Here is a 26,894-nt window from a genome sequence, read left to right on the forward strand (position 1 = left end):
ACTAACTAGATGGTACAAATTCGTAGAAACCCCGAATGACGACGACGGCCGATGCGCGCACACTTCGCCATGCGTCGAAGAACCGCCGCGGGTGCCGCGGTTCGAGTCGCACCTTATTTTGCGGGAGTCGTTGTCATGAGCTTTGCCTCCGTACTGGTCCTGAACGGACCGAACCTCAATCTGCTCGGCACGCGCGAGCCGGCCATCTATGGCGCGCAAACGCTCGACGACGTCGCGAATCTGTGCCGCGACGCGGGCGAGCGCCTCGACCTCGCGATCGACTTCTGCCAGTCGAACGCCGAGCATCAGCTGATCGACTGGCTGCACGCGGCGCGCACCAAGGTCGACGGCATCGTGATCAATCCGGCCGCTTACACCCATACGTCGGTCGCGATCGCCGACGCATTGAGCGCGATCGAAAAGCCCGTCATCGAGGTGCATATCTCGAACGTGCATCGGCGCGAAGCGTTCCGGCATCACTCGTACGTGTCGGCGGTGGCGGACGCGATCATCGTCGGCTGCGGCACGCAGGGCTATGTGCTCGCGCTGGAACGGATGGCGACGATTCTTAAGAATAGGGCGGCGAAATGAACACTCAAGCGAACAATCAAGCGAACACTCGGGGAAATTCCCGGACCGACGCTCAGATCGCCGCGTTGGCCAATGCGCAGGCGAGCTTGCGGGCCACTCCCCACTCCTTTCTGGTCGGCCTGATCGGCTCGGGCATCAGCGGTTCGCTCACGCCCGCGATGCACGAGGAAGAGGGCAGCAAGCTCGGACTGCACTATGTCTATCGACGCATCGATCTCGATGCGCAGAAACTCGACACCGCCGCGCTGCCGGAGCTGCTGACGGCGGCCGAACGGATGGGTTACAACGGCCTGAACATCACGTATCCGTGCAAGCAGGCGGTGATTCCGCTGCTCGACGAACTGTCCGACGACGCCCGCGCGCTCGGCGCGGTCAACACCGTGCTGTTCAAGGACGGCAAGCGTATCGGTCACAACACCGACTGGTCAGGCTTCGCGCGTGCGTTCCAGCGCGGCCTGCCGGACGTGTCGCTGGAACGCGTCGTGCAGCTTGGCGCCGGCGGCGCCGGCGCGGCGGTCGCGCATGCGGCGCTGAACATGGGCGCGCAGTCGCTGACGCTGTTCGACGTCGATGCCGCCCGCGCGCAGTCGCTCGCCGACGAGTTGCAGGCGCGTTTCCCGAAAGCCAAGGTCAGCGCGGGCACGTCGCTCGAAGATTCGCTCTGCGTCGCGCAAGGCCTGATTCACGCTACCCCGACCGGTATGGCTAAAATGCCGGGCCTGCCGCTGCCGGCCGAATTGCTGCATCGCGACCTGTGGGTCGCCGACATCGTCTATTTCCCGATTCGCACCGCGCTGCTGCAGGCGGCCGAGGCGCTTGGCTGCCGCACGCTGAGTGGCGGCGGCATGGCGGTCTACCAGGCGGTCGACGCCATGCGTATTTTCACGGGCCTCGAGCCGGACGCCGAGCGCGTCTACACCCACTTTCAATCGTTGTTGCAACGCTAACCGGCCGCGTAGAGACCGGCACCCAAGCTGATCGAGGAGACAAGCACGCCATGACGCAATCGTTCCAATCCAGCTCCGCGGGCTCGCCCGCGCAGAACAAGGCGGCGAGCCCCGCGCGCCGTTCGAAAGCCCGTTACAAGATCCTCGCGCTGCTCGCGGTCGGCACGATGATCAACTATCTCGACCGCACCGTGCTCGGCATCGCGGCACCGCAGCTGACGAAGGAGCTCGGCATCAACGCCGCGCTGATGGGCCTGCTGTTCTCCGTGTTTTCGTGGAGCTACGTGGCCTCGCAGATTCCGGGCGGCCTGTTTCTCGACCGCTTCGGCAGCAAGCTCACATACTTCCTGTCGATGACGTTCTGGTCGCTCTGCACGCTCGCGCAAGGGCTCGTGGGGAGCATCGGCGGGCTGTTCGCCTTCCGTCTCGGCCTTGGCGTTTCGGAGGCGCCATGCTTTCCGACCAATAGCCGCGTGGTCGCCACGTGGTTTCCGCAAAGCGAGCGCGCGATGGCGACCGGCACCTACACGGTCGGCGAATATATCGGCCTCGCGTTTTTCAGCCCGTTCCTGTTCATGCTGATGGGCGCATTCGGCTGGCGCTCGCTGTTCCTCGTGGTCGGCGGCGTCGGTATCGCGTTCGGCGTGGTGTGGTGGCTGCTGTATCGCGAGCCGCGCGATCATCCGTCGGCGAATCAGGAAGAACTCGACTATATCGAGGCGGGCGGCGGTCTCACGCAGCGCAACAAGGATGTCGCGGGTGCGGCCGCGGGTGCAGCCGCGGGTGCAGCGGATACGGCGGCATCGAAGAAGAGCGGCTTCCAATGGGGCACGATTGGCCAGCTGCTCAAGCATCGCCAGTTGACCGGCATCTGCCTCGGCCAGTTCGCGGGCAATTCGACGCTGGTGTTCTTCCTCACGTGGTTCCCGACGTATCTCGCCACCGAACGTCATATGGCGTGGCTGAAGATCGGCTTCTTCGCGATCATGCCGTTCATCGCGGCTTCGATCGGCGTGATGTTCGGCGGCGTGTTCTCCGACTGGCTGCTGCGCCGTGGCAAATCGCCGAACGTCGCGCGCAAGCTACCAATCATCGCGGGTCTGCTGCTCGCCTCGACGATCATTCTCGCCAACTATGTCGAGAGCAACGTCGTGGTGATCGCGATTCTGTCGGTGGCGTTCTTCGCGCAGGGCATGGCCGCGCTCGGCTGGACGCTGGTGTCGGATATCGCGCCCGAGGGCTTGCTCGGCGTGACCGGCGGCATCTTCAACTTCGCCGCGAACCTGGCGGGTATCGTGACGCCGCTCGTGGTGGGCCTGATCGTCGCGGCGACCGGTTCGTTCGTGGGCGCGCTGGTGTTTATCGGTGTCATCGCGTTGATCGGCGCGCTGTCGTATATCTTCGTCGTCGGCGATATCAAGCGGATCGTGCTGGTGGATTGAGTCTTCCCGCTGAGCCGTCACTTCATGTGACGGTCGTAGTTTCATTCGAATCCCCGGTTGTCGTCGCGGTGCGGCGGCAACCACGTCGACTGCCGTCACCGGTTTGCCGGGGCAGTAAGCCGCTGAACGCGCTGCGTTTCTCGAAGCGATAAAAAACGGGATGTGGCTTTCACCACATCCCGTTTCCATTTCAGCCGGTCGCCGCGCAACCGGCGTCAATCGTCCTTCTTCACGAACCGCAAGATCGCATCGACGATCATCGCCCGATGCCGCGCCCGCAGCCGCGGATGCGACGGATCGCGCCCAAACGCGGTGCCGAACGTATGCCGGTTGCCCACGCGATGGAAACACAGCGAGCTGATCATCAGATGCAGATCGATCGGATCGATGTCGCTGCGGAACTGGCCCGCCGCGATGCCGCGCGCGAGCAGATCCTCGATCGTGTGAATCACGGTGACGTTGCGTCCTTTGAACGTCTTGACCTGCTCGACGTACTTCGCGCCGTGAATGTTTTCGATCGTCACGAGGCGCACGAAATCGCGCTGGCGGTCGTGGTAGTCGAACGTGAATTCGACCAGCGCGCGCATGCCTTCGACCGGATCGAGTTCGCTGATGTGCAGGTCCTGTTCGAGCGCGCGAATGTCTCCATATACCTTTTCCAGCACCGCCTGGTACAACCCTTCCTTGCTGCCGAAGTAGTAGTACAGCATGCGCTTGGTGGTGTTCGTGCGTTCCGCGATCGCGTCGACGCGGGCACCCGTCAGCCCCATCGCGGAGAACTCCTGGGTCGCGACGTCGAGGATGTTGCGCTTAGTCTGCTCGGGATCGTATTTGCGTGGGGCGTCCACACGCGGGACGTCGGTACGCCTGGCGCCGGTACGTCGCGCGCCAGCGTGCGGCGTGCCAGACACGATGCCGTTGGTATCAGGCTCGGCGGCCTTGCTTCCCTTTTTCATTGTGGTTTCGAGCGGCAGTGACGGCGCATTCTAGCATGGCGAAACGGGCCTCTGGCGTGGGTCCCGGGCATCGACGAAGGCATCTCGAAGGAGCTTGCGTGGCGCTTACGCGACCGGGCGCGTGGGCCGGCGGCGCGCGGCGAGTGCGTCGCGTGTTTGCATCGCGGTGTACGTGAGCTGCGCGGCCGCGAGACCGAGCGCGCCGTACGTGCGCGTGAGGCCGAAGGTCGCGAACGCGTCGGGCACCGGCCGTTCACCGGAGATAGCCGCGGCCAGCAGTTCGCCCGACAGCGTGGTCGGCGCCATGCCGTGTCCGCCGAAACCGACCGCGTACCAGACGCCGTCCGTGCTTTGGCCGATCTGCGGCATCTTGTGTCGCGCGTAGCTCATCAGGCCGCCCCATGCGTGCTCGATGCGCACGTCGCGCAGCTGCGGATAGACCTTCAGCAGGTCCTGTCGCAACAGACGCGCGATCGCCTCGGGCTCGCGGTCGCGCACGGAGATGCGGCCGCCCCACAGGATGCGGGTGTCGGGCAACGGGCGGTAGTAGTCGAACGCGAAGCGGGTGTCATAGATCGCGGCGCGTGTGGCGATTGCGTCGTGCAAGCGTTCGCCGAGCGGCTCCGTTGCCATCACGTAGGTGGCGATAGGCAGCACCGCGCGCTCGACGCGCGCGTACACGTTGCGTGCATAGCCGCCGCCCGCCATCACGACGTGACGCGCGTCGAGCGCACCTTGCGGCGTCTCGACGACGAAGCCCGCGCCGTCGCGCCGCAAGCTGACGGCCGGCGAGCGCTCGTGTATCGTCACGCCCGCTTGCGCGGCCGCCGCGGCGACGCCGACAACGTACTTGAGCGGATGAAAATGGAACGCGTTGCGCTCGAACAGGCCGCCGTGATAGCGGCTCGTTTTCAGTTGCGCGGCGAGTTGGTTGGCAGCGATCGGTTCCCAGTCGACGCCGAACGAATCGCGCATCAGACGCCGTTGGGCTTCGAGACGCGCAGGTTCGTCGAACCAGTTCGCGAGGATCACGCCGGCATCGGTCGCGTCGCAATCGATCCGATAGCGCGCAATTCGCTTGCGCATCAGCTCGACCGCGTCGGTGGTCAGCGCATAGAGTTCGCGCGCGCGAGTCGGCCCGAGCGTCTTCAGCAGGTCGGCGCAATCGAGGCTGTAGCCGCCGAACACGAAGCCGCCGTTGCGTCCCGATGCGCCGAAGCCGACCTGCTGCGCCTCGAGCACGACGACGTCTTCGACGCCGCGTTCGGCGAGTCCCAGCGCGGTGGAGAGTCCCGCAAGTCCGCCGCCGACGATGCAGACGTGCGCGCTGCGTCGGCCGTTGAGCGGCGCGCAGGCGGAGGAGCGGGTGACGGTGGCTTCGTAGAAACTTTGCATGGGGCCCTAGGTTAGCGGCAATCGCGTGTGCCCGTCCAGCCCGCGTGAGCCCACACGTCGACAGGCGCCCCGCCGCGCTTCGTTCTGCGTTATCGACCCCAGCGCAACACCAGCGGATCGAGCCGGCGTGCGATCTTCAACAGTCCTTCGCGCGTCGCCGGATGCATCTGCGGCAGCGGGTGACGCACCGCGTCCGAACCGATCACGCCGCCTTCCTTCATCAGCGCCTTGCACGATGCGAGGCCGCCCTGGCGATTCTCGTAGTTGATCAGCGGCAGCCACTGCTGATAGTGCGCGGCGGCGGCCTCGGTATCACCGGCCGCATAGGCGTCGACGATCAGGCGGATGCCATCGGCATAACCGCCGCCCGTCATCGAGCCCGTCGCGCCCGCATCGAGGTCGGCCATCAGCGTGATTGCTTCCTCGCCGTCCCACGGACCGACGATCGCGTCGCCGCCCAGTTCGATCAGCTCGCGCAGCTTGTTCGCGGCCTGCGGCGTTTCGATCTTGAAGTACGACACGTTGTCGATCTCGCGCGCCATGCGAGCGAGGAACGGCGCGGACAACGGCGTGCCGCTGACCGGCGCGTCCTGGATCATGATCGGAATCTGGATGGCATCGGACACCGTACGATAGAACTCGTAGACGCCGCGCTCGCCGATGCGGATCGTCGCGCCGTGATACGGCGGCATGACCATCACCATCGCGGCGCCCGCGGCCTGCGCTGCGCGGCTGCGCTCCGCGCACTGGTACGAGCTGAAGTGCGTGGTCGTGACGATCACCGGCACGCGGCCCGCGACGTGTTCGAGCGCGAGATGCATCAGTGTGTCGCGCTCGTCGTCGGACAGCGCGAACTGCTCGGAGAAGTTCGCGAGAATGCACAGGCCGTTCGAGCCGGCGTCGATCATGAAATCGAGGCAGCGCTTCTGGCCTTCGAGGTCGAGACGCCCGGCGTCGTCGAAGATCGTCGGCACGACGGGGAAGACGCCGCGCAGGGCGGGAGAGTGTGACGCTTGGCTCATGGCGATGTGGTCCGTACGGGGATGGAAGGATTGCGCTCGAGCCCGCGAACGGGCGGCGCAACTGGATGAATGTCTCCTTCGGCAACTATACGGCGCTGGGCCTCGCGGGTATATTGAATTGTTTCCATATCGTGATCGCTTTTGAGACTCACCCCACCGATGAAAGACACGCTCAACGTCCTGCTGTCGAAGCTGCGCATGAAGCAGCTGCATCTGCTGATCGCGCTCGACGATCACAAATCGCTGCACAAAGCGGCCGGCGTGATGTCGATGACGCAATCGGCGGCGAGCAAGGCGCTGCAGGAGCTCGAATCGATGCTCGACGCGCCGCTTTTCGAGCGCTCGAAAAGCGGCATGATCCCGAACCAGCTCGGTCATTGCGTGATCCGATATGCGCGCGTCGTGACGTCGGACCTCACCGCGCTCTGCCAGGACGTCGCCGAAATTCGTTCGGGGCGCGGCGGGCGGCTCGCGCTCGGCGCGATCATGGGTGCGATTCCCGACTGCGTGGTGCCCGCGCTGAATCAATTGCATGCGGCGCAACCGGGTCTGTCGATCGAAGTGGTCGAGGACACCAGCGCACGAATGCTCGCGCAGCTCGACGACGGGCGGCTCGATCTGGTGGTCGGCCGAGCGGCGGTCGCGGCCGATCCGTCGAAGTATCAGTATCGTCCGCTCGGCGACGAGCCGTTGGCGGTGGTGGTCGGTTATCAGCATGCGCCGTTGCCGCGCCGCGAGATGATGTTGCGCGATCTCGCCGGGCATCGCTGGGTCATGTATCCGTCACACATGCCGCTGCATGCGCTGCTCGAACGCGAGATGGATCTCGCCGGCCTCGACATGCCCGACAATCCGATTTCGACGGCTTCCACGTTCGTGACCGTTGCACTGCTGCAAAGCAGCGCCGAACTCGTTTCGCTGCTGCCGAGCGCAATTGCCGGGCCGTTCGTGCGGCACAAGATGCTGCGCGTCGTGCCGGTCAGGCTCAAATCGCCATCGCAGACGTTCGGCATCGTCACGCGCAAGGGCGGCGTGCTGTCGCCGCCGGCGGAACGGTTTATCGCGCTGCTGCATGCACAGACGAAAGCGCGAATTTAGGCGCGGCGCAGTCAAATCGCTCAGCCGTCCGTCCGGTTGCCGGTAAGAATGCCAGCAAAAAAGCGACTTTCTTTCGGCAAGGCCCGCCAGAAACGGCAAAACCGCCCGAAAAGGCGGTTTGTTATTCGTGTGAAAAGAGCTTCAATATCTCATGCCGGTTCGCGTTTTGTCATCCGACGCCAGCAGGTGTTGTAGCCGCGACACTGTCGCATCAATCCGAACCGATGAGGGTTTCTCGTTCCGAGCTACACTGGTTTGAATGAACTGAGCCAGGCTCGACACCCTGGCCATCGCTCGGGGAGAGCAGCCATGAATCGGCCACCGCTTCGGTTTCCGCTTCGCGCGACCAGCACCGTGCCCGTGCGGAGTTGGCGTTGGCTCAAATGGGGGCTTGGCGCGTTTTTGCTGCTCGCGGTGGCGCTGATTGCGCGGCTCGTGCAGATCGAGATCGAGACCTCGCGACTGCAGGCGCGGTACCTTTCCGAGCTGACCCGCGACGTCGCTTTTTCGGTCGCCGACGGTCCCAGTCCTTCCATCCGCTTTCCGCAAGCCGACAAGGGCCCGTACGACGCGCGCCTCGGCTACGCGCTGTTGCCGGCTATCCAGCAGCGTCTGTTGCAACATGGCTTCGAAATCAGCTCGCAGGCGCGCGACTCAGAACGCATGCTTTCATTAGCCGATGACGGCCTGTTCCTGCCTTACGACGAAAAAGACACGGCCGGCCTGCAATTGTTCGACGGCACCGGCGTGCCGCTATACAGCGCTCAGTTTCCCGTTCGCGTGTACGACAGCTTCGGCGCGATTCCGCCGCTCGTGGTGAACTCGCTGCTGTTCATCGAAGACCGCTATCTGCTCGATCCGGATCAGCCGAACCGCAATCCGGCGATCGACTGGGGGCGCTTCAGCCGCGCGCTCGTCGACCAGGGCGCGCGCGTGTTCAATCGTCATCAGCAGACGCCCGGCGGCAGCACGCTCGCGACGCAGATCGAGAAATTCCGTCACTCGGCGGGGGGCCGCACCGCGACGCCGCCGGAAAAGCTGCGACAAATCGCGTCGGCGTCGGTGCGCGCTTATCTGAACGGACCGCAAACGCTGCCCGCGCGCGAACAGATCGTGGTCCATTATCTGAACTCGGTGCCGCTTGCCGCGCAGCCCGGCGTCGGCGAAATCAACGGTATCGGCGATGGGCTCGCCGCCTGGTATGGGCGCGATTTCCGCGAGACCAACCGGCTGCTGAAGGCGCCGTCGACCGATGCAAATCTGCCCGACCAGGGTCTGGCGTTTCGCGAAGTGCTGTCGCTGATGATCGCGCAGCGCGCGCCGTCGTTTTTTCTGCAGCGCGGCTATCCCGAGCTCGAACGGCTGACCGACAGCTACATGCGGCTGCTCGCGAGTGGCGGCGTGATCACCGAGCAGTTGCGCGACGCGGCGCTGGCGGCGCACGTCGAACTGCATCGCGCGCCGCGCAGCACACCGGATCTCGGTTCGTTCGTGTCGCGCAAGGCCGTCACGTCGATGCGCTCGCATCTGCTCGCCGCGCTCGGCGTGCGTAGTTTCTATGAACTGGACCGCCTCGACGTGCAGGCGACAGGCACGCTGAACAATGACGTGCAACAGGCCGTTGCCGAGCGCCTCGCCGCCGCCGCGACGAAAGACGGCGCGAAGGCCGCGGGTCTCGTCGGCTACGAAATGTTGCGCGGGTCCGACGATCCGTCGCATATCGCCTACAGCTTCACGCTGTTCGAGCGGCACGGCGACGCGAACCTCGTGCGCGTGCAGACCGATAGCGTGAACCAGCCGTTCGACATCAATTCCGGCGCGCGCCTGAACCTCGGCTCGACCGCGAAACTGCGCACCGTCATCACGTATCTGCAGATCGTCACCGATTTGCACACACGTTACGCATCGCTGAGCAATGCCGAGCTGAAGGCGATCACGCCCGATCCGAACGATCGGCTGACGCGCTGGGCGATCGACTATCTGCTGCACACGCGCGACCATTCGCTGCAGCCTATGCTCGACGCCGCCGTCGAGCGTAAATACTCGGCGAGCCCGGGCGAAACGTTCTTTACGGGCGGCGGCGCGCAGACCTTCACGAACTTCGAGTCCGACGACAACAGCCGCATCCTGACCGTGCATCGCGCGTTCCAGCATTCGGTGAACCTCGTGTTCGTGCGGCTGATGCGCGATATCGTGCACTATGAAATGGTGCAGACCACCGGGCCGTCGTCGCAATGGCTCGGCGATCCGGCGACCCGCAAGATGTACCTGACACGTTTCGCCGATCAGGAAAGCCGCGTGTACATGAAGCGTTTCTACACGAAGTACCACGGCAAGACGCCTGATCAGCAGATCACGCTATTGCTGCTCGGGGTGCGCAAGTCGCCCCCGAAAGTGGCGACCGCGTTGCGCAGCGTCGCGCCGGATCAATCGAACGCGTGGTTCAACAGGATGATGTACGCGGCGCTGAAGAACACGCCGGCGGCTTCGATGCTCGACGACGAAGATCTCGCGAATCTGTACGACAAGTACGGCATCAACCGCTTCAACCTGAACGACCGCGGCTATATTTCGAGTGTGCATCCGCTCGAACTATGGACGCTGAACTACCTGCGCTCGCATCCGGATGCGACGCTTGCGCAGATCGAAGCCGCGAGCCAGGACGTGCGCCTGTCGACTTACTCGTGGCTCTTCAAGACGCGCTATCACGTGACCCAGGATCACCGCATCAAGCGCATGGTCGAGCTGCGCGCCTACGACGCGATCGGCAAATCTTGGCAGGCGCTCGGCTATCCGTTCGCGTCGCTGACGCCGTCGTATGCGGCGGCGATCGGCGCGTCGGGCGATCGTCCGGCGGCGCTCGCGCAACTGATCGGCGTGATCGCGAACGGCGGCAACATGGTGCCGACCGAAACGCTGACGCAAATCGACTTCGCGAAAGATACGCCGTACGAAACGCATTTCAGGCGCGCGGTGGTCGCGCCGCAGCAGCAGGTGTCGCCGGAGATTGCCGGGGAGGTGCGGATGCTGTTGCGCGACGTCGTGACGGGTGGCACCGCGAGGCGTCTCGCGCAAGGCATGACGTTCCCGGACGGCGAAACGCTCGAAGTCTATGGCAAGACCGGCACCGGCGATCAGCGCTTGAACGTGTACGCGAAGGGCGCGCGGTTGATCGAGTCGCGCAAGGTGAATCGCAGCGCGACCTTCGTGTTCGCGCTCGGCGACCGCTTCTACGGCACCTTGACCGCGTGGGTGCACGAGCCGTATGCCGCGCGTTACGACTTCACGAGTGCGCTGGCGGTGCAGCTGCTGAAGTCGATGGCACCGGCGTTGCAGCCGTTGCTCGACAAGCCGGTTCAGAAAACGGTGACGGCGGCGCCGGCGGGATCGACGCCTGCGGCGACGAACGTTGCCGCGCAGTGAATCGCTCACCACAGCAGGCGCGCGACCGCTCATCAAGGAAATGTGAACGCGGAAATTCGCCGCGCCGCGAACCGCGTGCAGGCTGAAAGCCTTGTGTCGTAACGCTTTCGCGCTGTGCTGCAGTGCGAAGCGGCGCTTCTCGGCTTGGGGAAAGTCCTGGCCCGTCTGAAATCGGGTTGAAATGTCAGCGATGGTTTTTCAACGCAATTCGAGGTGCGTAACGCGCTTTTTCAGTGGGCGCTGAACGTTTGCGAGAGGTTGCGGCGGAACAGCGCATGCTCGCGTCGACAGAATGCGAACCTTTCGGAGAGACCCATGCCTTCGCACTGGTGGCAGCGACGACTTTCTGGTCACCGCGGCGTTGGCGGCGCTCGCAGGAGATCAACCGGATCGCGCCCACGGACCAACGCGCCGAATTGCTATCGGCGTATCTGCTCTGCTAGTACACCGGCAACTCGTTGCCGGCGGTCGGCATAGCGCTGCTGTCGACCCGGGTCGGACATTTGTGGGCGAACGTCGCGTTCGCGACGGTTTCCGCGGGATTGGCCTGCATTGCGTTGGCGGTCGGTGCGCGCCGGCCTCGTCACGCGAGAGTTGACGCGCGGCAAGCTGGCCGAGCCTGGTCCAACTGCTACGAACTGCAACGTTGCGGCGCGGCTGTAACCGCCACATCAACGCGAACGCGGTGCGGTCGTCGATGCGCGCACGACCAGTTTCGGCTCGGACGAAATCCGCATCGGCACGGGCGCCGGCATGTCCCGCTCGACGCGTCCCGGCTGTCCGTACGAAGTCTCGATCAGCTCGCGCAGCAGTTCCACTGCAAGTCCGGCGACCTCGACCGTCGGCACCGCCACCGTCGTCAGTGCGGGGCGCGACTCGCGCGCGAGCTGGATGTCGGTGATGCCGATCACGGACAGATCGTCCGGCACGCGCAGGCCGAGATCCGCGGCCGCGTGCATCGCGCCGAGCGCAGGCAAATCGTTGGTCGCGAAGATCGCGCTGAGTTGCGGATCGGCTTCGAGCAGCGCGCGGGCCGCCAGGTAGCCGCCGTGGATCGTGTCGGCCGCGTGCCGCACGCGATTTCTCGTCACACCGGCCGCGCGCAACGCGTCGACGAAACCTTCGAAGCGCGCCGCGTGAATGCCCGACGCCTTGCTGCCGACGATCGCACCAAAGCGCCGATGCCCGAGTTCGAGCAGATGCTCGCCGGCCAGCTTGCCGGCCAGCCGGAAATCGACCGCGACGCACGGCAGCCCGGGCGGCTCGGTGGGCCGCTCCCACATGCACAGCACGACCGGCGTGCCGCGCGCTTCGGTCTTGTGCAGATCGGCGAAATCGAGGTTCGCGTTGGTCACGAGCACGCCTTCGGACAAGGTGCCGGCGATCTGGTCGAGGTACGCGCGGCCGCTTAGCGGATCGTCGTTGGTATTGCAGATGATCACGAAGTGGCCGCTCGTGCGCGCAGCGCGTTCGACCGCGAGCGCGAACTCCGGATAGAACGGATTCGCGATGCTCGACACCATCAGCGCGAGCGTCGGCGCGCGGCCCTCGGCGAGCGCGCGTGCGGCGAGATGCGGGCGATAGCCGAGCGCCGCGACTGCCTCGAGCACGCGTTGCCGGGTCGTTTCGCCAACGCGGCCGCGCTTGCGCAGCACGTTGGACACCGTCGCTGGCGTGACGCCGGCATGACGCGCGACTTCGCTGAGTGTGGGCATGATATGGTCAGTATTTGGGATGGCTGTCCGACATTTGCGTCGCGGCGCGAGGCGCGGCAACATCTGTCCTCGAACCAACGTACAAAACGATATCGGAGACAGACCAACGATCGCCTTGCGATCGATTTTTTGGTCATGCTGATTAAGCGCTTAATCTCCGACTTCGCGCCGATTAAATCACGGAGTCGATGCAATGGCGAGCATTTCGTTACGAGGCGTGCAGAAGGCGTATGGCGACGGTGCGCCGGTGATTCGCAACGTCGATCTGGACATCGGCGAAAACGAGTTCTGCGTGTTTCTCGGCCCGTCGGGTTGCGGCAAGTCAACGCTGTTGCGCATGATCGCCGGGCTCGAGGATGTGACCGACGGCGACCTGTCGATTGGCGGGAAGATCGTCAACGACGTGCCGGCCGCGCAGCGTGGCGTAGCGATGGTGTTCCAGAGCTATGCGCTGTTTCCGCACATGAGCGTGTTCGAGAACATGGCGTTCGGCCTGAAACTCGCGAAGACCCCGAAGGATGAAATCGAGCGCAAGGTGCGTGAAGCCGCGCGCATCCTGCAACTCGAGGCACTGCTCGAGCGCAAGCCGAAGGCGCTGTCGGGCGGGCAGCGGCAGCGCGTCGCGATCGGCCGCGCGATCGTTCGCGAGCCCGGCGTGTTTCTGTTCGACGAACCGCTGTCCAATCTCGATGCAACCTTGCGCGGACAAACGCGCGTCGAAATCGCGCGTCTGCATAAGCAGTTTGCGAAGGCGAGCGTGGTCTACGTGACGCACGATCAGATCGAAGCGATGACGCTCGCCGACAAGATCGTGCTGCTGCATTCGGGCAAGGACACCGAGCGTTACGGCAGCATCGCGCAAATCGGCGCGCCGCTCGAGCTGTATCACCGCCCGAAAAGCCGCTTCGTGGCCGGCTTTATCGGCTCGCCGCGAATGAATTTCCTGCCGGGCAAGGTGGCGTCACTCGATGCGCAGGGCGTGCTCGTCACGCTCGATCACACCGGCGAGAAAGTGCGCGTGCCGGTCGGCGGCGCCGGATTGCAGCCGGCGCAGCCGGTCACGCTCGGCGTGCGTCCCGAGCATCTCGAGTTCGTCGATGCATCGGCCACGACGAATGCGGCCGCGTCGCAAGACGGCGTGCTCGCGCGCACCGTATCGCTCGTCGAGCAGCTTGGCGAACACAGCTACGTGCACCTCGATCAACCCGGCGGCGCCGTTCTGATCGCCAAGGCGCCCGGCAACACGCGCCTCGCTCCAGGCGATCGCGCGAGCCTGCGGGTGTCGCGCACGGCCTGTCATCTGTTTACCGAGGACGGTTTCGCGGCCGCGTCGCTCGAATCCGTCGAACACTACGCTTGAAAAACACTGGGGACATAGGGATGCGTCTTGGAGTCTGTTATTACCCGGAGCACTGGCCCGAGTCGATGTGGGACGACGACGCGCGCCGCATGAAAGCGCTCGGCATCGAGCAGGTGCGGATTGCGGAATTCGCCTGGAGCCGGATCGAGCCGACTCCCGGCGAATACGACTGGGGCTGGCTCGATCGCGCCGTCGACGTGCTCGGCGCGGCTGGCCTGAAGGTCGTCATGTGTACGCCGACCGCGACGCCGCCGAAGTGGCTGATCGATCGTCATCCGGAGATCCTGCCGGTCGGCGCCGATGGACGGCCGCGCGGGTTCGGCTCGCGGCGTCATTACGACTTCTCGTCGCCCGCGTATTTCGAGGCTTCGCGTCGTATTTGCACGGCGGTGGCGGAGCGTTACGGCAAGCACCCGGCGGTCGCTTTCTGGCAGACCGATAACGAGTTTGGCTGTCATCACACGGTGGTCAGTTATTCGGCGGCCGCGGTCGCGCGCTTTCGCGAGTGGCTGAAGGCGCGTTATCGCACGATCCAGGCGTTGAACGAGGCGTGGGGCACAGTGTTCTGGAGCATGGAGTACCGCGGCTTCGAAGAAATCGACGCGCCGGTCGGCACCGTGACCGAGGCGCATCCTTCGCATCGTCTCGACTACCGGCGCTTCGCATCCGACGAAGTGGCGCGCTACAACCGCATGCAGGTCGAGATCATTCGCGCGCATTCGCCGGAGCGGCCCGTCGCGCACAACTTCATGCAGCTCTTCACCGAGTTCGATCACTACAAGGTCGCGGCCGATCTCGACGTCGCAACGTGGGACAGCTATCCGCTCGGCGCGCTCGAAGAGCAGTGGTTCGCGCCGGACATCAAGGCGCGCTGGTTGCGCACTGGTCATCCGGACTTCGCGTCGTTCAATCACGACGTGTATCGCGGCATGTCGAAGCTGCCGTTCTGGGTGATGGAGCAGCAGCCGGGACCGGTGAACTGGGCGCAGTGGAATCCGGCGCCGCTGCCGGGCATGGTGCGGCTGTGGAGCTGGGAAGCGTTCGCCCACGGCGCGGGCTGCGTGTCGTATTTCCGCTGGCGTCAGGCGCCGTTCGCGCAGGAGCAGATGCACGCGGGCCTCAATACGCCCGATAACCGGCTCGACGTCGGCGGCAATGAAGCATCGCGGGTGGCGTCGGAAATTCACGCGGTGCTCGCCGCGAACGCCGATGCCAATGCGTCGATCCGCTCGAAAGTCGCGCTCGTCTACGACTATGAAGCGAAGTGGTTGTTCGAGATTCATCCGCAGGGCGCGGACTTTCACTATCCGCGGTTCGCGTTCGAGTACTACTCGGCTTTGCGCGCGCTCGGACTCGACGTCGATGTCGTGCCGGTCGATGCATCGTTCGATGGTTATAGCCTCGTCGTCGTGCCGCCGCTGCCGGTCGTGCCCAACGATTTCGCCGAACGTCTCGCGCGCTCGGGCGCGCAGGTCGTGCTCGGTCCACGCACCGGCTCGAAGACGCGCGAGCTGCGGATTCCGGCGAATCTGCCGCCGGGCGCATTGACGTCGGTGCTGCCGCTGCGCGTGTGGCGCGTCGAATCGATGCGGCCGAACGTGACCGAAGCGGTGGTGCTGGAACAGCAGGGCGGTGCCGCCGAGGGCTTCGCGCGACACTGGCGCGATTTCATCGACAGCGATGCATCATCTTCATTCGACGTGCGCGCGCGTTTCGCGGACGATCATCCGGCATACGTGCGAAGCGGCGCGTATCACTACTTTGCGAGCCTGTTCGACGACGCCTTGACCGTGCGCCTGTTCGCGCGCATCGCGCAGGAAGCGGGCCTCGAAACGCAGGCACTCGGCGACAGCGTGCGCATCAGCCGTCGCGGCGGAATGACGTATGTGTTCAACTATGGCGATCGCACCCACACGCTCGACGACATTTCCGACGACGCATTCGTGATCGGCTCCCGGGAGGTGGCGCCGCAAGGGGTAGCGGTCTACCGCTCGCAATAGAAGTCCGGCCTTGGCAATTCCACGCAGTCATTCGATATAGAAGCTAGAAGCGACAACGACGTAAAAACCATGGAATGAAGGAGACAGTCAGGATGAAACTGAAACCACGCAAGATTCTGTTGGCGCTCGCGCTGGCCGCGGTTGCCGCGGGGACCTCGGTCGTCGGCACCGCGCAGGCGGCCACGCTCGCGATGAACATCGCGTACAAGGGCGCGAGCCAGCGCGCGGTTTGGCAGCAGGTGGTCGACGAGTTCAAGAAGGCGCATCCCGGGATCGACGTGAAGGTGTCGTTCATCGATGAGGAAGCCTACAAGGTTCAGTTGCCGGGTTGGCTTTCGACTGTCGCGCCCGATATCGTCAACTGGCACGACGGCGAGCGTATGGCGTATTACGCGCAGCGTGGCCTGTTCGAGGATCTGACCGGCGACTGGCAGAAGAACGGCTGGAACGACATGTATGCGTCGACGAAGGAAGCATCGTCGTACAAGGGCAAGCAGTATGCCGCGCCGACCGTGTACTACTCGTGGGGGATGTTCTATCGCAAGGACCTGTTCGAGAAGGCCGGCATCAAGGGCGAGCCGAAAACGTGGGACGAGTTTCTCGACGCCGCGAAAAAGCTGAAGGCCGCCGGCATTGCGCCGATCGCCGTGGCGGGCCGCGATGCCTGGACGCTGGCCGGCTGGTTCGATTATCTCGATCTGCGCCTGAACGGCAATGCGTTTCACCAGAAGCTGATGGCCGGCGAAATTCCGTACACCGATCCGCGCGTGAAGAAGGTCTATACGACGTGGAAGCAACTGATCGACGACGGCTACTTCATCAACAATTCACTGTCCTACGATCTCGACGCGGTGCAGCCGTTCCTGTTCCAGGGCAAGGCTGCCATGATGCTGATGGGGACGTTCATTGCGGCGGGTTTCCCGGACAACGTGAAGCCGCAAATGGGGTACTTCCAGTTCCCGATCATCGACTCCAGGGTGCCGACCGCCGAGGACGGGCCGGTCGAATCGCTGCATATTCCGTCGAAAGCGAAGAACAAGTCCGATGCGCACACGTTCCTTGCGTTCGTCGAGACGCCTCAGATCGGTGCGCAACTCGCAAAGGGACTCGGCTCGTTGTCGGCGAACAGCAAATCGCCGGAGCCTGAAGATCCGATTTCGAAGATCGGCTTCCAGATCCTGTCGAACACGAAGGGCGGCATTGCGCAGTTCTACGATCGCGACATGACGAAGGAAATGGCCGACGAAGGGATGAAGGGGATGCAGCAGTTCGTCTCCGATCCGTCGAAACTGGACGACATCCTCGCGCAGCTCGAGCAGACGCGTCAGCGTATCTACAAGAAGTGAGCGGCGGCGGCCGCAAGGCCGCTGTCCGATGCATCGGATTGGATCGGGAGATTGATCGTGTCGCATTCCGTCAGCCGTCATAGCGTCGACGGTCCTGTTGAACCCGGCGGCCCGGGCTTGCCGGCGTCGGGCGGTGCGCTGAGCGGCGCGTCGGTCGCGTCGCGCCGGCGCGGCCCCACGCCGACCGCGCGGCGGCAGCGGCGCGCCGCGTTCCTGTTTCTCGCGCCGGCCTGCTTCATGGTGGCCGTGTACGTGGTGTGGCCGATCCTCTCGACGATCCGCCTGAGCTTCTTCAACTGGGATGGGATGACCGAGCCGACCTTCGTCGGCCTCGCGAACTACATCGAGCTGGTCCATACGCCCACGTTCTATACGGCGCTCAAGAACAACCTGATCTGGCTCGTGCTGTTTTTGCTCGCACCGCCGATGGGCCTCGCCGTCGCGCTGTATCTGAATCAGGCGGTGGCGGGCATCCGTATCGTCAAGTCGCTGTTTTTCGCGCCATTCGTGTTGTCGGGGGTCGTGGTCGGACTGATCTTTTCATGGTTCTACGATCCGACCTTCGGCCTGCTCGCGATGATGCTCGGCCACGGCGTGCCGGTGCTCGGCGATCCGCGCTATGCGACGCTCGGCATCGTGTTCGCGGCGCTGTGGCCGCAAACCGCGTACTGCATGATTCTTTATCTGACCGGCTTGACCACGTTGAACGCCGAGCAGATCGAAGCTGCGCGAATGGAAGGCGCGCAGGGCTGGTCGATGCTCTGGCATGTCATCCTGCCGCAGTTGCGGCCCACGACGTTCATGGCGATCGTCGTGACGATCATCGGCGCGCTGCGCAGCTTCGATCTGATTTCGGTGATGACGGGCGGCGGTCCGTTCGAAAGCTCGACGGTGCTCGCCTATTTCATGTACGACCAGGCGATCAAGTACTACCGCATCGGCTATTCGGCGGCGATCGCGGTGGTGCTGTTCGGCATCATGCTCGTGTACATCGTCTATCACCTGCGGCGAATGCTGCGCGCCGAGCAATGAGGAGCCGCTGATGTTTCCGATTCCGATCGACAAATGGAAGCCGGCCACGCGCCGCGCGTACAAACTGACGTTGCCGATTGCACTCGTGATCTGGCTGTTGCCGATGATCGCGGTGCTGGTCACGTCCGTGCGTTCGACCGAAGAACTGAGCGAGGGCAATTACTGGGGATGGCCGAAGCACTTCGCGATGTTCGATAACTATCGCGAGGCATTGACGACGTCGCCGATGCTGCATTACTTCTGGAATAGCGTGCTGATTACGGTTCCTTCCGTAGTGGGTTCGATCGCACTCGCGGCGATGGCGGGCTTTGCCTTGGCGATCTATCGCTTTCGCGGCAATTCGACGTTGTTCGCGACGTTCGTCGCGGGCAACTTCGTGCCGGTTCAGGTGTTGATGATTCCGGTGCGGGATCTGTCGTTGCAACTCGGTCTGTTCAATACCGTGAGCGCGCTGATTCTGTTTCATGTGTCGTTCCAGACCGGCTTTTGCGCGCTGTTTCTGCGCAACTTCATCAAGCAGCTGCCATTCGAGCTGGTCGAGGCGGCGCGCATCGAAGGGGCGAACGAGTGGACCGTGTTCTTCAGGATCGTGCTGCCGCTGATTCGTCCGGCGCTCGCGGCGTTGGCGATCCTCGTGTTCACGTTCGTGTGGAACGACTATTTCTGGGCCTTGTGTCTGACGCAAGGCGATGACGCCGCGCCGATCACGGTCGGCGTGGCCGCGCTGAAAGGGCAGTGGACGACCGCGTGGAATCTCGTTTCGGCGGGATCGATTCTGGCGGCGCTGCCATCGGTCATGATGTTCTTTGCGATGCAGAAGCATTTCGTCGCGGGCCTGACGTTTGGCGCGACGAAGGGGTGATGCTGTTCACGCGTGGCGCTGCTGGGTAGAGAAGGGTTGCCCGCGGAAGCGGGCTTTTTTTCGGCGTGGCGAACTGCTGCTCGCACGCGGACTTCTCGATCAACGCTTTTCAGCTGGCGCCGGGTTGACCCGCTGCATAACGGCATTCAACGCCGCGCGCGCACTATCGAGAAGCCGCTTGCCTTCGCCGACTTCGCTCGCGAGGTCAACTGCCGGCGCCATCCACGGATGAGCAAACGCGACGACGCTCGCGCCTGCCGCATAGGCATGTTTCGTCGCCGATGCGAGCGCCGCGAAGCATGCATTCATTTCACTGCTGCGGAACAGTGTCCAAACTTGCGGCACGTGGATAATCTCCACCGACGCGGAACGTTCTTCCGCATACCTCGTGAAGAGTTTCCGATTGGATTCGATCGCGCCTTCCGCCGCGCACAGTACCGCAATCTTTCCACCGCCTTGCGCGGCTTCGGCGGCCGCGGCAGCCAGAGCGGCATCCGCCCGGACAAAAGGCACAGGCGCATCGCCGATCTCATCGACTATGGGCCCGAGCGTTGCGCACGTCAGGACGACGGCATCGGCGTTGCTCGCAAGTTCGACAAGACAACCGCGCGTTTGCGCTTGTATGTCGGAAGAAAACGTGCCAACACGGTCGATCGCTTCACGCAGGTCCGCTCGCACTGCATGGCGAAGATCGGCGGGCCGCAGACCCATCTCGGTGGCTGCGTGCTCGAATACGGGTCTGTTATTTTCGATCGTGTGCAGAAAGGAAATGCGCATGTTTGCCAGCTCCGGTGAAGTTGCCTGAATCGGACTCGTCGTCGGGTTCTCTGCGTCGATGCCGTATTGTTCCGACCAGGAGATTCCTTAACAAGGCAACTTCTGCTACCGGTATTGCTGCTACCCCTATCAACCATCGAACGAGGCCTTCCTGCCTGAAAACTGGAAGGAAGGCGCTTGCCGCTATCAGGCCGGATCGGCGTACTTCAGCGTCCACGTCAGCGTACGGCTGGCGCCGCCCGTCAACGCGAACGGGTTGGTCGTACAGGCGAAGTTGGAGTGCAACTGTCCAATCGGCGTGGTCGACAGCGGGTTCGTCGCGGGGCTATTCGTGTAGCTGACCGAGTAGCCGTCGCTATTCGCCATCGTGTTCTGGAAGTCCGCGAACGACGTGTAGTCCGTTTCCACCGCGAGATTGCCCGAGGACGGCGCCGGATAGTACGGCGTGTACGAGTTGTAGTCGGGCGCCTGGCTCAGGTTCAGGTTGATCACGCGCTTGCCGTCGCGCACCGTGATCAGCGCGGCGCTATACGGATGCGCGGTATCGCTCGGCTGGTTGTACCAGGTCCCCATGCGAAAAATTACCGGGAATACCAGGTATCAGATGCGCGTGCCGATCCGTCGTGGCCCCCAATTCGCCCGCTCGCCGCCCATCGGATAAGATACGGCCCGCCATGCATTTTTTAGAACGGAAGGAGTGGTTTCAATGATCGAACCGAGCAACGTTTTCAAGGAAAATCTCGCCAGAATGCCGGCGATCGACGGCATCGCACGCATCGATCTGGTCAATGGCGGCGGTACCGTGCTCGCTAGCATCGAGAACAAACCTGGCAAGCAGGGCTCGCTCGCGGTGTACAACTACCTGCGCGGCGCGTTCGGCACGCTCGACGCGAAGGCGGCCGAACACGGCCTTGCGCTGTTTGCCGAGCATACGGCCGACGCGCGCAACCGTCCGGGCGCGCATCCGAACGTCGATCACCTGCTGGCGATTGCCGCTGGCGGCGAGGCATTGCGCATCGATGTTGTTCCGGCGGCTTGAGGCCGCTCAAAGTCTTTTCCGCGCCGGCAAGGTAGACGTTTTCCTGCTGGCGCCGCGAATTCCAACGTCCCCGCGACGGGATTTGCGGCCCACCTGCGCTAATTGCTCGGTAAAAACCCTCGTTTCCCCGAAGCCCCAGATTAGCTTCAGATTCGGCTTCTGTTCGATGAATTGAAACGCGGGGGGCGGCGCACACTGGGTTCGTCCCGCCGCGTATATCGCGCTTTTCCGTCAGGAGCCCCCGGATGTCTTCCCGTCACAACAAACCCCGCCGGTTCGACGCCGACCTGCCGGAACTCACCACCTCGGAACGGGATCAGCCGACGCCGGGTCCGGACGACCCCGCGATGCGCGAACTGCAACGCGGTTCCGAAGCCATCGTGCGTCTCGCCACGCAGGCACACGCAGCCATCGCCCGAAGCGACGAAGCGGGCGCGCAAGCCGCGCGCCAATCGCTCGAAACGCAGCTGACGTTCACGACCGCCCTGATCGATGAGCTGCTGTTCGGTGCGCCCGAGCGGTCCACGCTGCATTGACAGCCTACGCGGCAGCATCACCGTACTATCCCGAAGTACCGGAAACTGACATGAGCGCTTTGACCGTCATTCTTTGCATCTGGGCCATGGTCGCGTTTTGCGCGGTCCTGTTCATCCGCGGCGCGAGTCCGCGCGTCGAGCGTGAGGCGGAGCAGCCGCGTGCTCGTCCGTCGCGCTATTCGATCGCCGAGTAACGCGCGCGACCAACGACGCGGAACCAACGGGGTAACATGAGGAGCGCCGGCGCCACTGCCGGCCGGCACCGACGATGTTCCCCACGGAGGTTCCCGTATGGACACACATTCGATTCTCGGCATGCTGCATGCCGAAGAGGCTTTGCTGGTCTCCATCGTGCGGTCGCTGCCCGACGATATCAGGCGCAGGATCGCCAACGACTTTCACGAGCAGGCGCAACTCGCCGAAAGCTCGCATCTGAATCCCACCACGAACCGCGAAACGAGCGACGCGTTCAAGGCCCATGTCCGACGGCTGTCGAACATGCTTGCTTCGTTGTCGTAACCCGGTCCACGTCCGCGCGGCCGAGTCGAATATCCCGGCTAGTTCTCTCGCCGGCGCAGCGCGATTGCGCCGTCATGCCCGTCGTGCCTCAGCGGCCAAAGTTCGAGCGCGCGCCCTCGCCGCATCGCAGGCTCATTTGGGGGCAGCTTAAGGCTGACTTAAGAAAGCAACCATAGGCTGCCCCGAGCCTCATGCAGCGTCTTATGCAGTGCCTGGAGACGCTGATTCAACGAAACCACCTCGCCGTGCGTGCCTTTCGCGCATGCGATGGTCGACAGTCGTTCCTGACCATGCCTCTATCTGTAGCTCGTCTTCTGTCGGGGCGCGCCAGCAAAATCATTGTCGTATGCGCAATGAGCTCGGCGTGCGCCGCCTATCTCGTCACTCATGAACGCGCCGCGCGCAACGTCGACCCCGACGTCTCGCTCCTGAGCAAGGACTCGACGCAGGCCGTTGCCCGCGTGCCGAGACCGGCGTCGGCACCCGCACCGGTCGCGCCCGCTGCGCAAGCTCCCGCGTACACCGTGAGGGAAGCGCCGGTCGAGCGTACATTCGCGGCGGCCGCGCAGAGCATCGGCGTCGATGCGGGCACCACAGCCATTCTGTCGCGCGCGTTTCGCGACGAGCTCGATCTGTCGCGCGATCTGCGACCTGGCGACCGCGTGAGCGCCGTATTCGACACCGGTAGCGACAACAGCAAAGACGCATCGCGCCAACCGCTCGCGGTGCGCATCATGCGAGGCTCGACCGCGCACGACGTGTTCCTTCAGAAAAATCTTCACGGCCAACCGGTCTACTACTCGAAAGACGGCGTCAGCGCAGGGCCTGCGTTCGAGCGCTATCCGCTCGACTTCACGCGCGTGTCGTCGGCTTTCTCGTTGCGCCGCTTCGATCCGGTGCTGCATCGTTGGCAAAGTCATGACGGTGTGGACCTTGCCGCGCCGGCCGGCACGCCCGTGCGTGCCACCGCGCGCGGCGTAATCCGCTTTATCGGCCGTCAGGCCGGTTACGGCAACGTGGTCGTCATTCAGAACCCCGCACCGTTTTCTACGACGTTCGCGCATCTGTCGCGCTTCGCGAAAGGACTGCGCTCCGGCAGCCGCGTAATGCGCGATCAGGTGATCGGCTATGTCGGCAAGACCGGTTGGGCAACCGGACCGCATCTGCATTTCGAGGTCCACGTGAACGGTGTGCCGCAGGATCCGCTCAAGGTCGACCTGCCGCGGAAGAGGTCGCTTGCCGGCGATGAACTACGGCAGTTCGAGTCGCGTGTCGCGCAATTGACCGCGTTGCTGTAAGCCGCTTGCCGTCTCAACTTTGCGACACGCCGGTCCGCATGATTCAGGCGCGCTTTCGTCGCATGACGTGTCGGCATGTTGACCGGTACGGGTCGCAAACCTTGGTCCGTCAATGCGCGTTCGGGTATTCCCGCGCGCGTCGAACGACGTGTGCGAGCCAGCACGAAGGCGTCGGGGCATCGCCGCGGCGTCTCATTTCCGATGCATCGCGTGCGATCGGGCCCGCTTCGAAGTGCCCCGGCAGGCATTTCTCCATACGTAGCAAGCCTTCATTCCAGCATGGCATAGCCATTGCAATGACGAATGCACAAGAACTACACATGTTGCAGCCGGAATTTCACGCAGTGAACAAATGCCGACGGCAGCAAAAGTCTCGCGATTCGCGCTCGGGGAGCTTGGCGCAACTTGCGAGGTGCGGCGGGGCCAATACCAAACGGATGTCGACAAACAACGACGACGCGAGCGGACGATACGGCTGCATCTAACGTCCGCTCGCGATCGTGACGGCGTGAAGCGATGACCCCGCCATTTTTTTCCGTGCTTGCGGGTGAAGCCGAATTCGCGGCGGGCCCCCGCTAAAGGGCGCTTGCGTGCGGGCCGGCGGGCTGCGAAGATCATGCTAACGACCGCCGCATCAGGGAATTTCATGTTAGCGTCGAGCCCGTTTCACGCATTGCTGCACCACGCGAGCCTGTGGCTGCAAGCCTACGCGCTCGTGCTGGTCATGATGGGCGTCGGTGCGTTGCTCGAGCGTCGCTGGCCAGCCGCATTGCTGCAATCGCGCGCGGGGCAGCGTCTGAACATGGCGTATGCGGGTCTGTATCTGGCGTTGGCGGAAGCCACGAAGCCGCTGACGGCGGCCGCGAGCGTCGCGATCGTCAATGCACTCGGCGGCGGGATGGTGGTGCTGGTGTCGCGCGGGTGGGGCGCGCTCGCTTCGTTCGTGATCGTGCTGCTGACGATCGATTTCCTCGAATACGCGTTTCATCGCTTGCAGCACACATGGCCCATCCTGTGGAAGCTGCATTCGCTGCACCATAGCGCGGTGGATTTCAACGTGACGATCACGTTGCGGCATCATTGGATAGAAGTGCTGCTCAAGGGCTGCCTGCTTTATCCGCTCGTCGGCGTACTGTTCAAGGTCGAGCCGTGGATCGTCGGTGCGACCTCGATCGTGTTCATGTTCGGCAACTATTTCGCGCATCTGAATCTGCGCATGGACCTTGGCCGCTACATCACGTGGGTCAACAATCCGCAGTATCACCGGCTGCATCACTCGATTCGCGCCGAGCATTTCAATCACAACTTCACGCAGCTATTGCCGATGTGGGATCACGTGTTCGGCACGCGTTGGGTGCCCGCGAAACACGAGTGGCCCGCCACCGGTCTCGACGATGGTACGCAGCCGAGCTCGCTGCTCGGCGCGTTCAGCTGGCCATTGGGTCAGCATGCGGCACGCGATGCGTTACCCGTTCGCAAGCCGCTTGCCGTGCTCGACAAGAAAGCGAAATAACGCTGGCTACACGGGTTGCGCGGCGCGCACCGCGTTGCCGCCCAGCAGCGACACGATCAGCGTGGCCATCACGAGCACGCCCAGCGCCGCGCGCAGGCCGAGCACGCCGGCACCGAAACCAATCAGCGGCGGCCCGACCAGAAAGCCCGCATAGCCGAACGTGGCCGCCATCGACACGCCGATCGCCGGCGTCGCGCTCGAGCGACCCGCCGCGCTGAAAATCACCGGAACGATATTCGCGAGACCGATGCCGACCATCGCGAAGCCGACGCACGCGGTCAGCACCGTCGGCACGCTCAGCACGAGCGCGAGTCCGGCGAGCGCGATCAGACCGCCGAGCGCGACGACCTTGCTCGAACCGAAGCGCCGCACCGATGCATCGCCGGCGATGCGGCAGGCCGCCATCGAAAACGCGAACGCGGAGTAGCCGATCGCGGCGACGCTCGCTTCCTGGTTCAACGTGGAGCGCAGGTACACCGCGCTCCAGTCGGCCACCGCGCCTTCGACGAGCATGCACATGAACGCGAGCAGCGCCAGTTTCATCACGCTGCTGTCGGGCCATGCGAAGCCGCTCGACGCGGCGGCCGCGCGCGGACCGATATCGCGCAACGCAAACGACGCGGCGAAAATGATCAGGGCCGCGATCAACAGATCGGGCGCGAACAGCCCGCCCACGACGCCGACGCCGCCTTTCTGCAGCATCGCGCCGCTCGCCGCGCCAAGCAGGCCGCCCGCGCTCCACGCGGCATGAAACGACGACATGATCGGCGCGCGCCAGCGTGTTTCGATCGCGCTCGCATGTCCGTTCATCGACACGTCGAGCGCGCCGTTCGACGCGCCAAGCGCAAACAGCACCACGCACAACGTCAGCATGCCCGGCGCGAGCGCGGGCAACGGCAGCGCGATCGCGAATGCCGCGCCGAGCAGCGCGGTGGCGCGGCCGCTGCCGACGCGCGGCGCGAGCTGTCCCGCGAGCGGCATCGCAACGATGGCGCCGAGCGCGAAGCAGAACAGCGCGATGCCGAGCGAGGTGTCGCTGAGCGCCAGGCTTTCCTTGATGCGCGGCACCTCGACCGCCCATGCGCCGATGCCGAAACCGTTGGCGAGAAAGACGGCGAGCGTCGCGATGCGTTCCCTGACGAGTGAGTTCATGGGCGTGCCGCCATCACGTTATCGCAGACGGCCTGGAGGCTCGCGACACGCGCGTCCGGCACGTCCGCTTCGACGAACAGATAATCGACGGCCGAAACAGGCGCTACCGCGAACGGCGCCGCTGTCATGAGCTTTTCCGAGGTCAGTGCGATGGCGATCTGGCTACTCGCTTTGACCATCGCGCGTTTCAGTTCGGCGTCCTCTGCGTCGAATACGGCGACGCCTTCGTCGGGGTCGAAGGCGCAGGCGCCGAGAAAACAGAGATCCGCGCGGATCTGCTGGATCTGCAGCAGCGCGGTCGCCCCGAGCGAGCCCGCCGCGCCGCCGGCGATGCGGCCGCCGATCAGGATCACGTCGATACCCGGGCGGTTCAGCAGCCGCGCGCAGGCCTCGGGCGAATTCGTGACGACGGTCAGGCCGGTGTTGTCGGGCAGCGCCGACGCGATCGCGACGTTCGTCGTGCCCGCGTCGAGCAGCACGATCTGCTTTGGACGAACGATCGATACGGCCGCCGCGGCAAGGCGTGCCTTGCGATCGACGGCCTCATGCATGCGCAGCGCCGCGGGTTTGTCGGCGGGCGACATCAGTAACGCACCGCCGTACACGCGCTTGCAGTGCCCCCGATCCGCGAGATCGCGCAGATGACGGCGCACGGTGTGCTCGGAGATCTGCAACTCGGTGGCCAGCTCGGCCGCGAGCACGCGACCATGCGTGCGCAATCGCTCCAGAATCAGTGCTTCGCGCTGCTCGGGCAGTAGCCCGTTGATTGCATCTTCCCGGGTTCGCTGCATGTCTCGTCTCCGTTTCGGCGTGAATCGATCATAAGCGAGCAAAATATATCGTAAACGCTTGTGGGGCGCAAGCGGTGCGC

22 protein-coding genes and 2 pseudogenes are annotated in these 26,894 nt (G+C 64.1%); 17 read left to right on the forward strand and 7 right to left on the reverse strand.

Going from position 1 to position 26,894, the window contains the following annotated elements; translation table 11 throughout:
• The first annotated feature begins 135 nt into the window (after positions 1–135).
• Genes aroQ through HDG37_RS30780 form a run of 3 tightly spaced genes read left to right on the forward strand, consistent with a single transcriptional unit; the run spans position 136 to position 2,980 of the window.
• Positions 136–591, forward strand: coding sequence for a type II 3-dehydroquinate dehydratase (aroQ, locus tag HDG37_RS30770; RefSeq protein ID WP_184054243.1), 456 nt, complete (start codon positions 136–138; stop codon positions 589–591).
• Positions 588–1,538 carry a shikimate dehydrogenase gene (locus HDG37_RS30775; RefSeq protein WP_184054245.1) on the forward strand — a complete coding sequence of 317 codons (951 nt, stop codon included), beginning with the start codon at positions 588–590 and terminating at the stop codon, positions 1,536–1,538. Before aroQ ends, HDG37_RS30775 begins: the two co-directional genes overlap by 4 nt.
• A gap of 50 nt (positions 1,539–1,588) precedes the next feature.
• Complete coding sequence (locus tag HDG37_RS30780; protein WP_090806913.1) at positions 1,589–2,980, forward strand: MFS transporter; 1,392 nt, start codon at positions 1,589–1,591, stop codon at positions 2,978–2,980.
• Positions 2,981–3,195: 215 nt separating this feature from the next.
• On the opposite strand, the gene HDG37_RS30785 is transcribed toward HDG37_RS30780, so the two are convergent.
• The 3 genes from HDG37_RS30785 to HDG37_RS30795 all read right to left on the reverse strand — a co-directional run bounded on the left by HDG37_RS30785 (position 3,196) and on the right by HDG37_RS30795 (position 6,353).
• The gene (locus HDG37_RS30785; RefSeq protein WP_184054247.1) at positions 3,196–3,936 is read right to left on the reverse strand and encodes a TetR/AcrR family transcriptional regulator; all 741 of its coding nucleotides are present in this window, start codon (positions 3,934–3,936) and stop codon (positions 3,196–3,198) included.
• A gap of 105 nt (positions 3,937–4,041) precedes the next feature.
• Positions 4,042–5,331, reverse strand: coding sequence for an FAD-binding oxidoreductase (locus HDG37_RS30790; protein WP_184054249.1), 1,290 nt, complete (start codon positions 5,329–5,331; stop codon positions 4,042–4,044).
• A gap of 89 nt (positions 5,332–5,420) precedes the next feature.
• Positions 5,421–6,353 (reverse strand): dihydrodipicolinate synthase family protein, encoded by a 933-nt coding sequence (locus HDG37_RS30795; RefSeq protein ID WP_184054251.1) that lies wholly within the window; start codon positions 6,351–6,353, stop codon positions 5,421–5,423.
• Between the two features lie 159 nt (positions 6,354–6,512).
• Between HDG37_RS30795 and HDG37_RS30800 the strand changes: the two genes are divergently transcribed.
• The gene (locus tag HDG37_RS30800) at positions 6,513–7,451 is read left to right on the forward strand and encodes a LysR family transcriptional regulator (protein ID WP_184054253.1); all 939 of its coding nucleotides are present in this window, start codon (positions 6,513–6,515) and stop codon (positions 7,449–7,451) included.
• A gap of 309 nt (positions 7,452–7,760) precedes the next feature.
• Complete coding sequence (locus HDG37_RS30805) at positions 7,761–10,874, forward strand: transglycosylase domain-containing protein (RefSeq protein ID WP_184054255.1); 3,114 nt, start codon at positions 7,761–7,763, stop codon at positions 10,872–10,874.
• A 671-nt stretch (positions 10,875–11,545) separates the two neighbouring features.
• Here HDG37_RS30805 and HDG37_RS30810 read toward each other — a convergent pair.
• The gene (locus HDG37_RS30810; RefSeq protein ID WP_184054257.1) at positions 11,546–12,589 is read right to left on the reverse strand and encodes a LacI family DNA-binding transcriptional regulator; all 1,044 of its coding nucleotides are present in this window, start codon (positions 12,587–12,589) and stop codon (positions 11,546–11,548) included.
• A 193-nt stretch (positions 12,590–12,782) separates the two neighbouring features.
• Between HDG37_RS30810 and HDG37_RS30815 the strand changes: the two genes are divergently transcribed.
• The 6 genes from HDG37_RS30815 to HDG37_RS30840 all read left to right on the forward strand — a co-directional run bounded on the left by HDG37_RS30815 (position 12,783) and on the right by HDG37_RS30840 (position 19,984).
• Complete coding sequence (locus HDG37_RS30815) at positions 12,783–13,949, forward strand: ABC transporter ATP-binding protein (protein ID WP_184054260.1); 1,167 nt, start codon at positions 12,783–12,785, stop codon at positions 13,947–13,949.
• Positions 13,950–13,969: 20 nt separating this feature from the next.
• The gene (locus HDG37_RS30820; RefSeq protein WP_184054262.1) at positions 13,970–15,949 is read left to right on the forward strand and encodes a beta-galactosidase; all 1,980 of its coding nucleotides are present in this window, start codon (positions 13,970–13,972) and stop codon (positions 15,947–15,949) included.
• Between the two features lie 92 nt (positions 15,950–16,041).
• Complete coding sequence (locus tag HDG37_RS30825) at positions 16,042–17,295, forward strand: ABC transporter substrate-binding protein (protein WP_184054264.1); 1,254 nt, start codon at positions 16,042–16,044, stop codon at positions 17,293–17,295.
• Positions 17,296–17,352: 57 nt separating this feature from the next.
• Positions 17,353–18,327, forward strand: coding sequence for a carbohydrate ABC transporter permease (locus HDG37_RS30830; protein WP_184054266.1), 975 nt, complete (start codon positions 17,353–17,355; stop codon positions 18,325–18,327).
• 10 nt (positions 18,328–18,337) lie between these two features.
• Positions 18,338–19,189 (forward strand): carbohydrate ABC transporter permease, encoded by an 852-nt coding sequence (locus HDG37_RS30835; protein ID WP_184054275.1) that lies wholly within the window; start codon positions 18,338–18,340, stop codon positions 19,187–19,189.
• Positions 19,190–19,201: 12 nt separating this feature from the next.
• Positions 19,202–19,984: a hypothetical protein gene (locus tag HDG37_RS30840; RefSeq protein WP_184054277.1), complete on the forward strand. Its 783-nt coding sequence runs from the start codon at positions 19,202–19,204 to the stop codon at positions 19,982–19,984.
• Positions 19,985–20,152: 168 nt separating this feature from the next.
• Here HDG37_RS30840 and HDG37_RS30845 read toward each other — a convergent pair.
• Positions 20,153–20,533: pseudogene (locus HDG37_RS30845) on the reverse strand (hypothetical protein); the annotation flags it as partial.
• A gap of 139 nt (positions 20,534–20,672) precedes the next feature.
• Between HDG37_RS30845 and HDG37_RS30850 the strand changes: the two are divergent.
• The 6 genes and pseudogenes from HDG37_RS30850 to HDG37_RS40475 all read left to right on the forward strand — a co-directional run.
• Complete coding sequence (locus tag HDG37_RS30850) at positions 20,673–21,005, forward strand: DUF2322 family protein (protein WP_184054279.1); 333 nt, start codon at positions 20,673–20,675, stop codon at positions 21,003–21,005.
• A gap of 245 nt (positions 21,006–21,250) precedes the next feature.
• Positions 21,251–21,541 carry a hypothetical protein gene (locus tag HDG37_RS30855; RefSeq protein ID WP_184054281.1) on the forward strand — a complete coding sequence of 97 codons (291 nt, stop codon included), beginning with the start codon at positions 21,251–21,253 and terminating at the stop codon, positions 21,539–21,541.
• 50 nt (positions 21,542–21,591) lie between these two features.
• Complete coding sequence (locus HDG37_RS30860; RefSeq protein ID WP_167368704.1) at positions 21,592–21,735, forward strand: hypothetical protein; 144 nt, start codon at positions 21,592–21,594, stop codon at positions 21,733–21,735.
• Positions 21,736–21,832: 97 nt separating this feature from the next.
• Complete coding sequence (locus HDG37_RS30865; protein WP_018423381.1) at positions 21,833–22,060, forward strand: hypothetical protein; 228 nt, start codon at positions 21,833–21,835, stop codon at positions 22,058–22,060.
• A gap of 353 nt (positions 22,061–22,413) precedes the next feature.
• On the forward strand, positions 22,414–23,358 hold the full coding sequence (locus HDG37_RS30870) for a M23 family metallopeptidase (RefSeq protein ID WP_184054283.1): 945 nt from the start codon (positions 22,414–22,416) through the stop codon (positions 23,356–23,358).
• Between the two features lie 898 nt (positions 23,359–24,256).
• A pseudogene (locus tag HDG37_RS40475) lies at positions 24,257–24,694 on the forward strand (sterol desaturase family protein); the annotation flags it as partial.
• A 183-nt stretch (positions 24,695–24,877) separates the two neighbouring features.
• On the opposite strand, the gene HDG37_RS30880 reads toward HDG37_RS40475, so the two are convergent.
• Together HDG37_RS30880 and HDG37_RS30885 are read right to left on the reverse strand one after the other, a co-directional pair.
• Positions 24,878–26,023, reverse strand: a complete 1,146-nt coding sequence (locus HDG37_RS30880) for an MFS transporter (protein ID WP_184054287.1) — start codon at positions 26,021–26,023, stop codon at positions 24,878–24,880.
• Positions 26,020–26,814, reverse strand: a complete 795-nt coding sequence (locus HDG37_RS30885; protein ID WP_184054289.1) for a DeoR/GlpR family DNA-binding transcription regulator — start codon at positions 26,812–26,814, stop codon at positions 26,020–26,022. Before HDG37_RS30885 ends, HDG37_RS30880 begins: the two co-directional genes overlap by 4 nt.
• Between the last annotated feature and the right edge of the window lie 80 nt (positions 26,815–26,894).

This window comes from Paraburkholderia sp. MM5384-R2, assembly GCF_014201025.1.
In the GTDB taxonomy this organism is placed as follows: Bacteria; Pseudomonadota; Gammaproteobacteria; order Burkholderiales; family Burkholderiaceae; genus Paraburkholderia; species Paraburkholderia tuberum.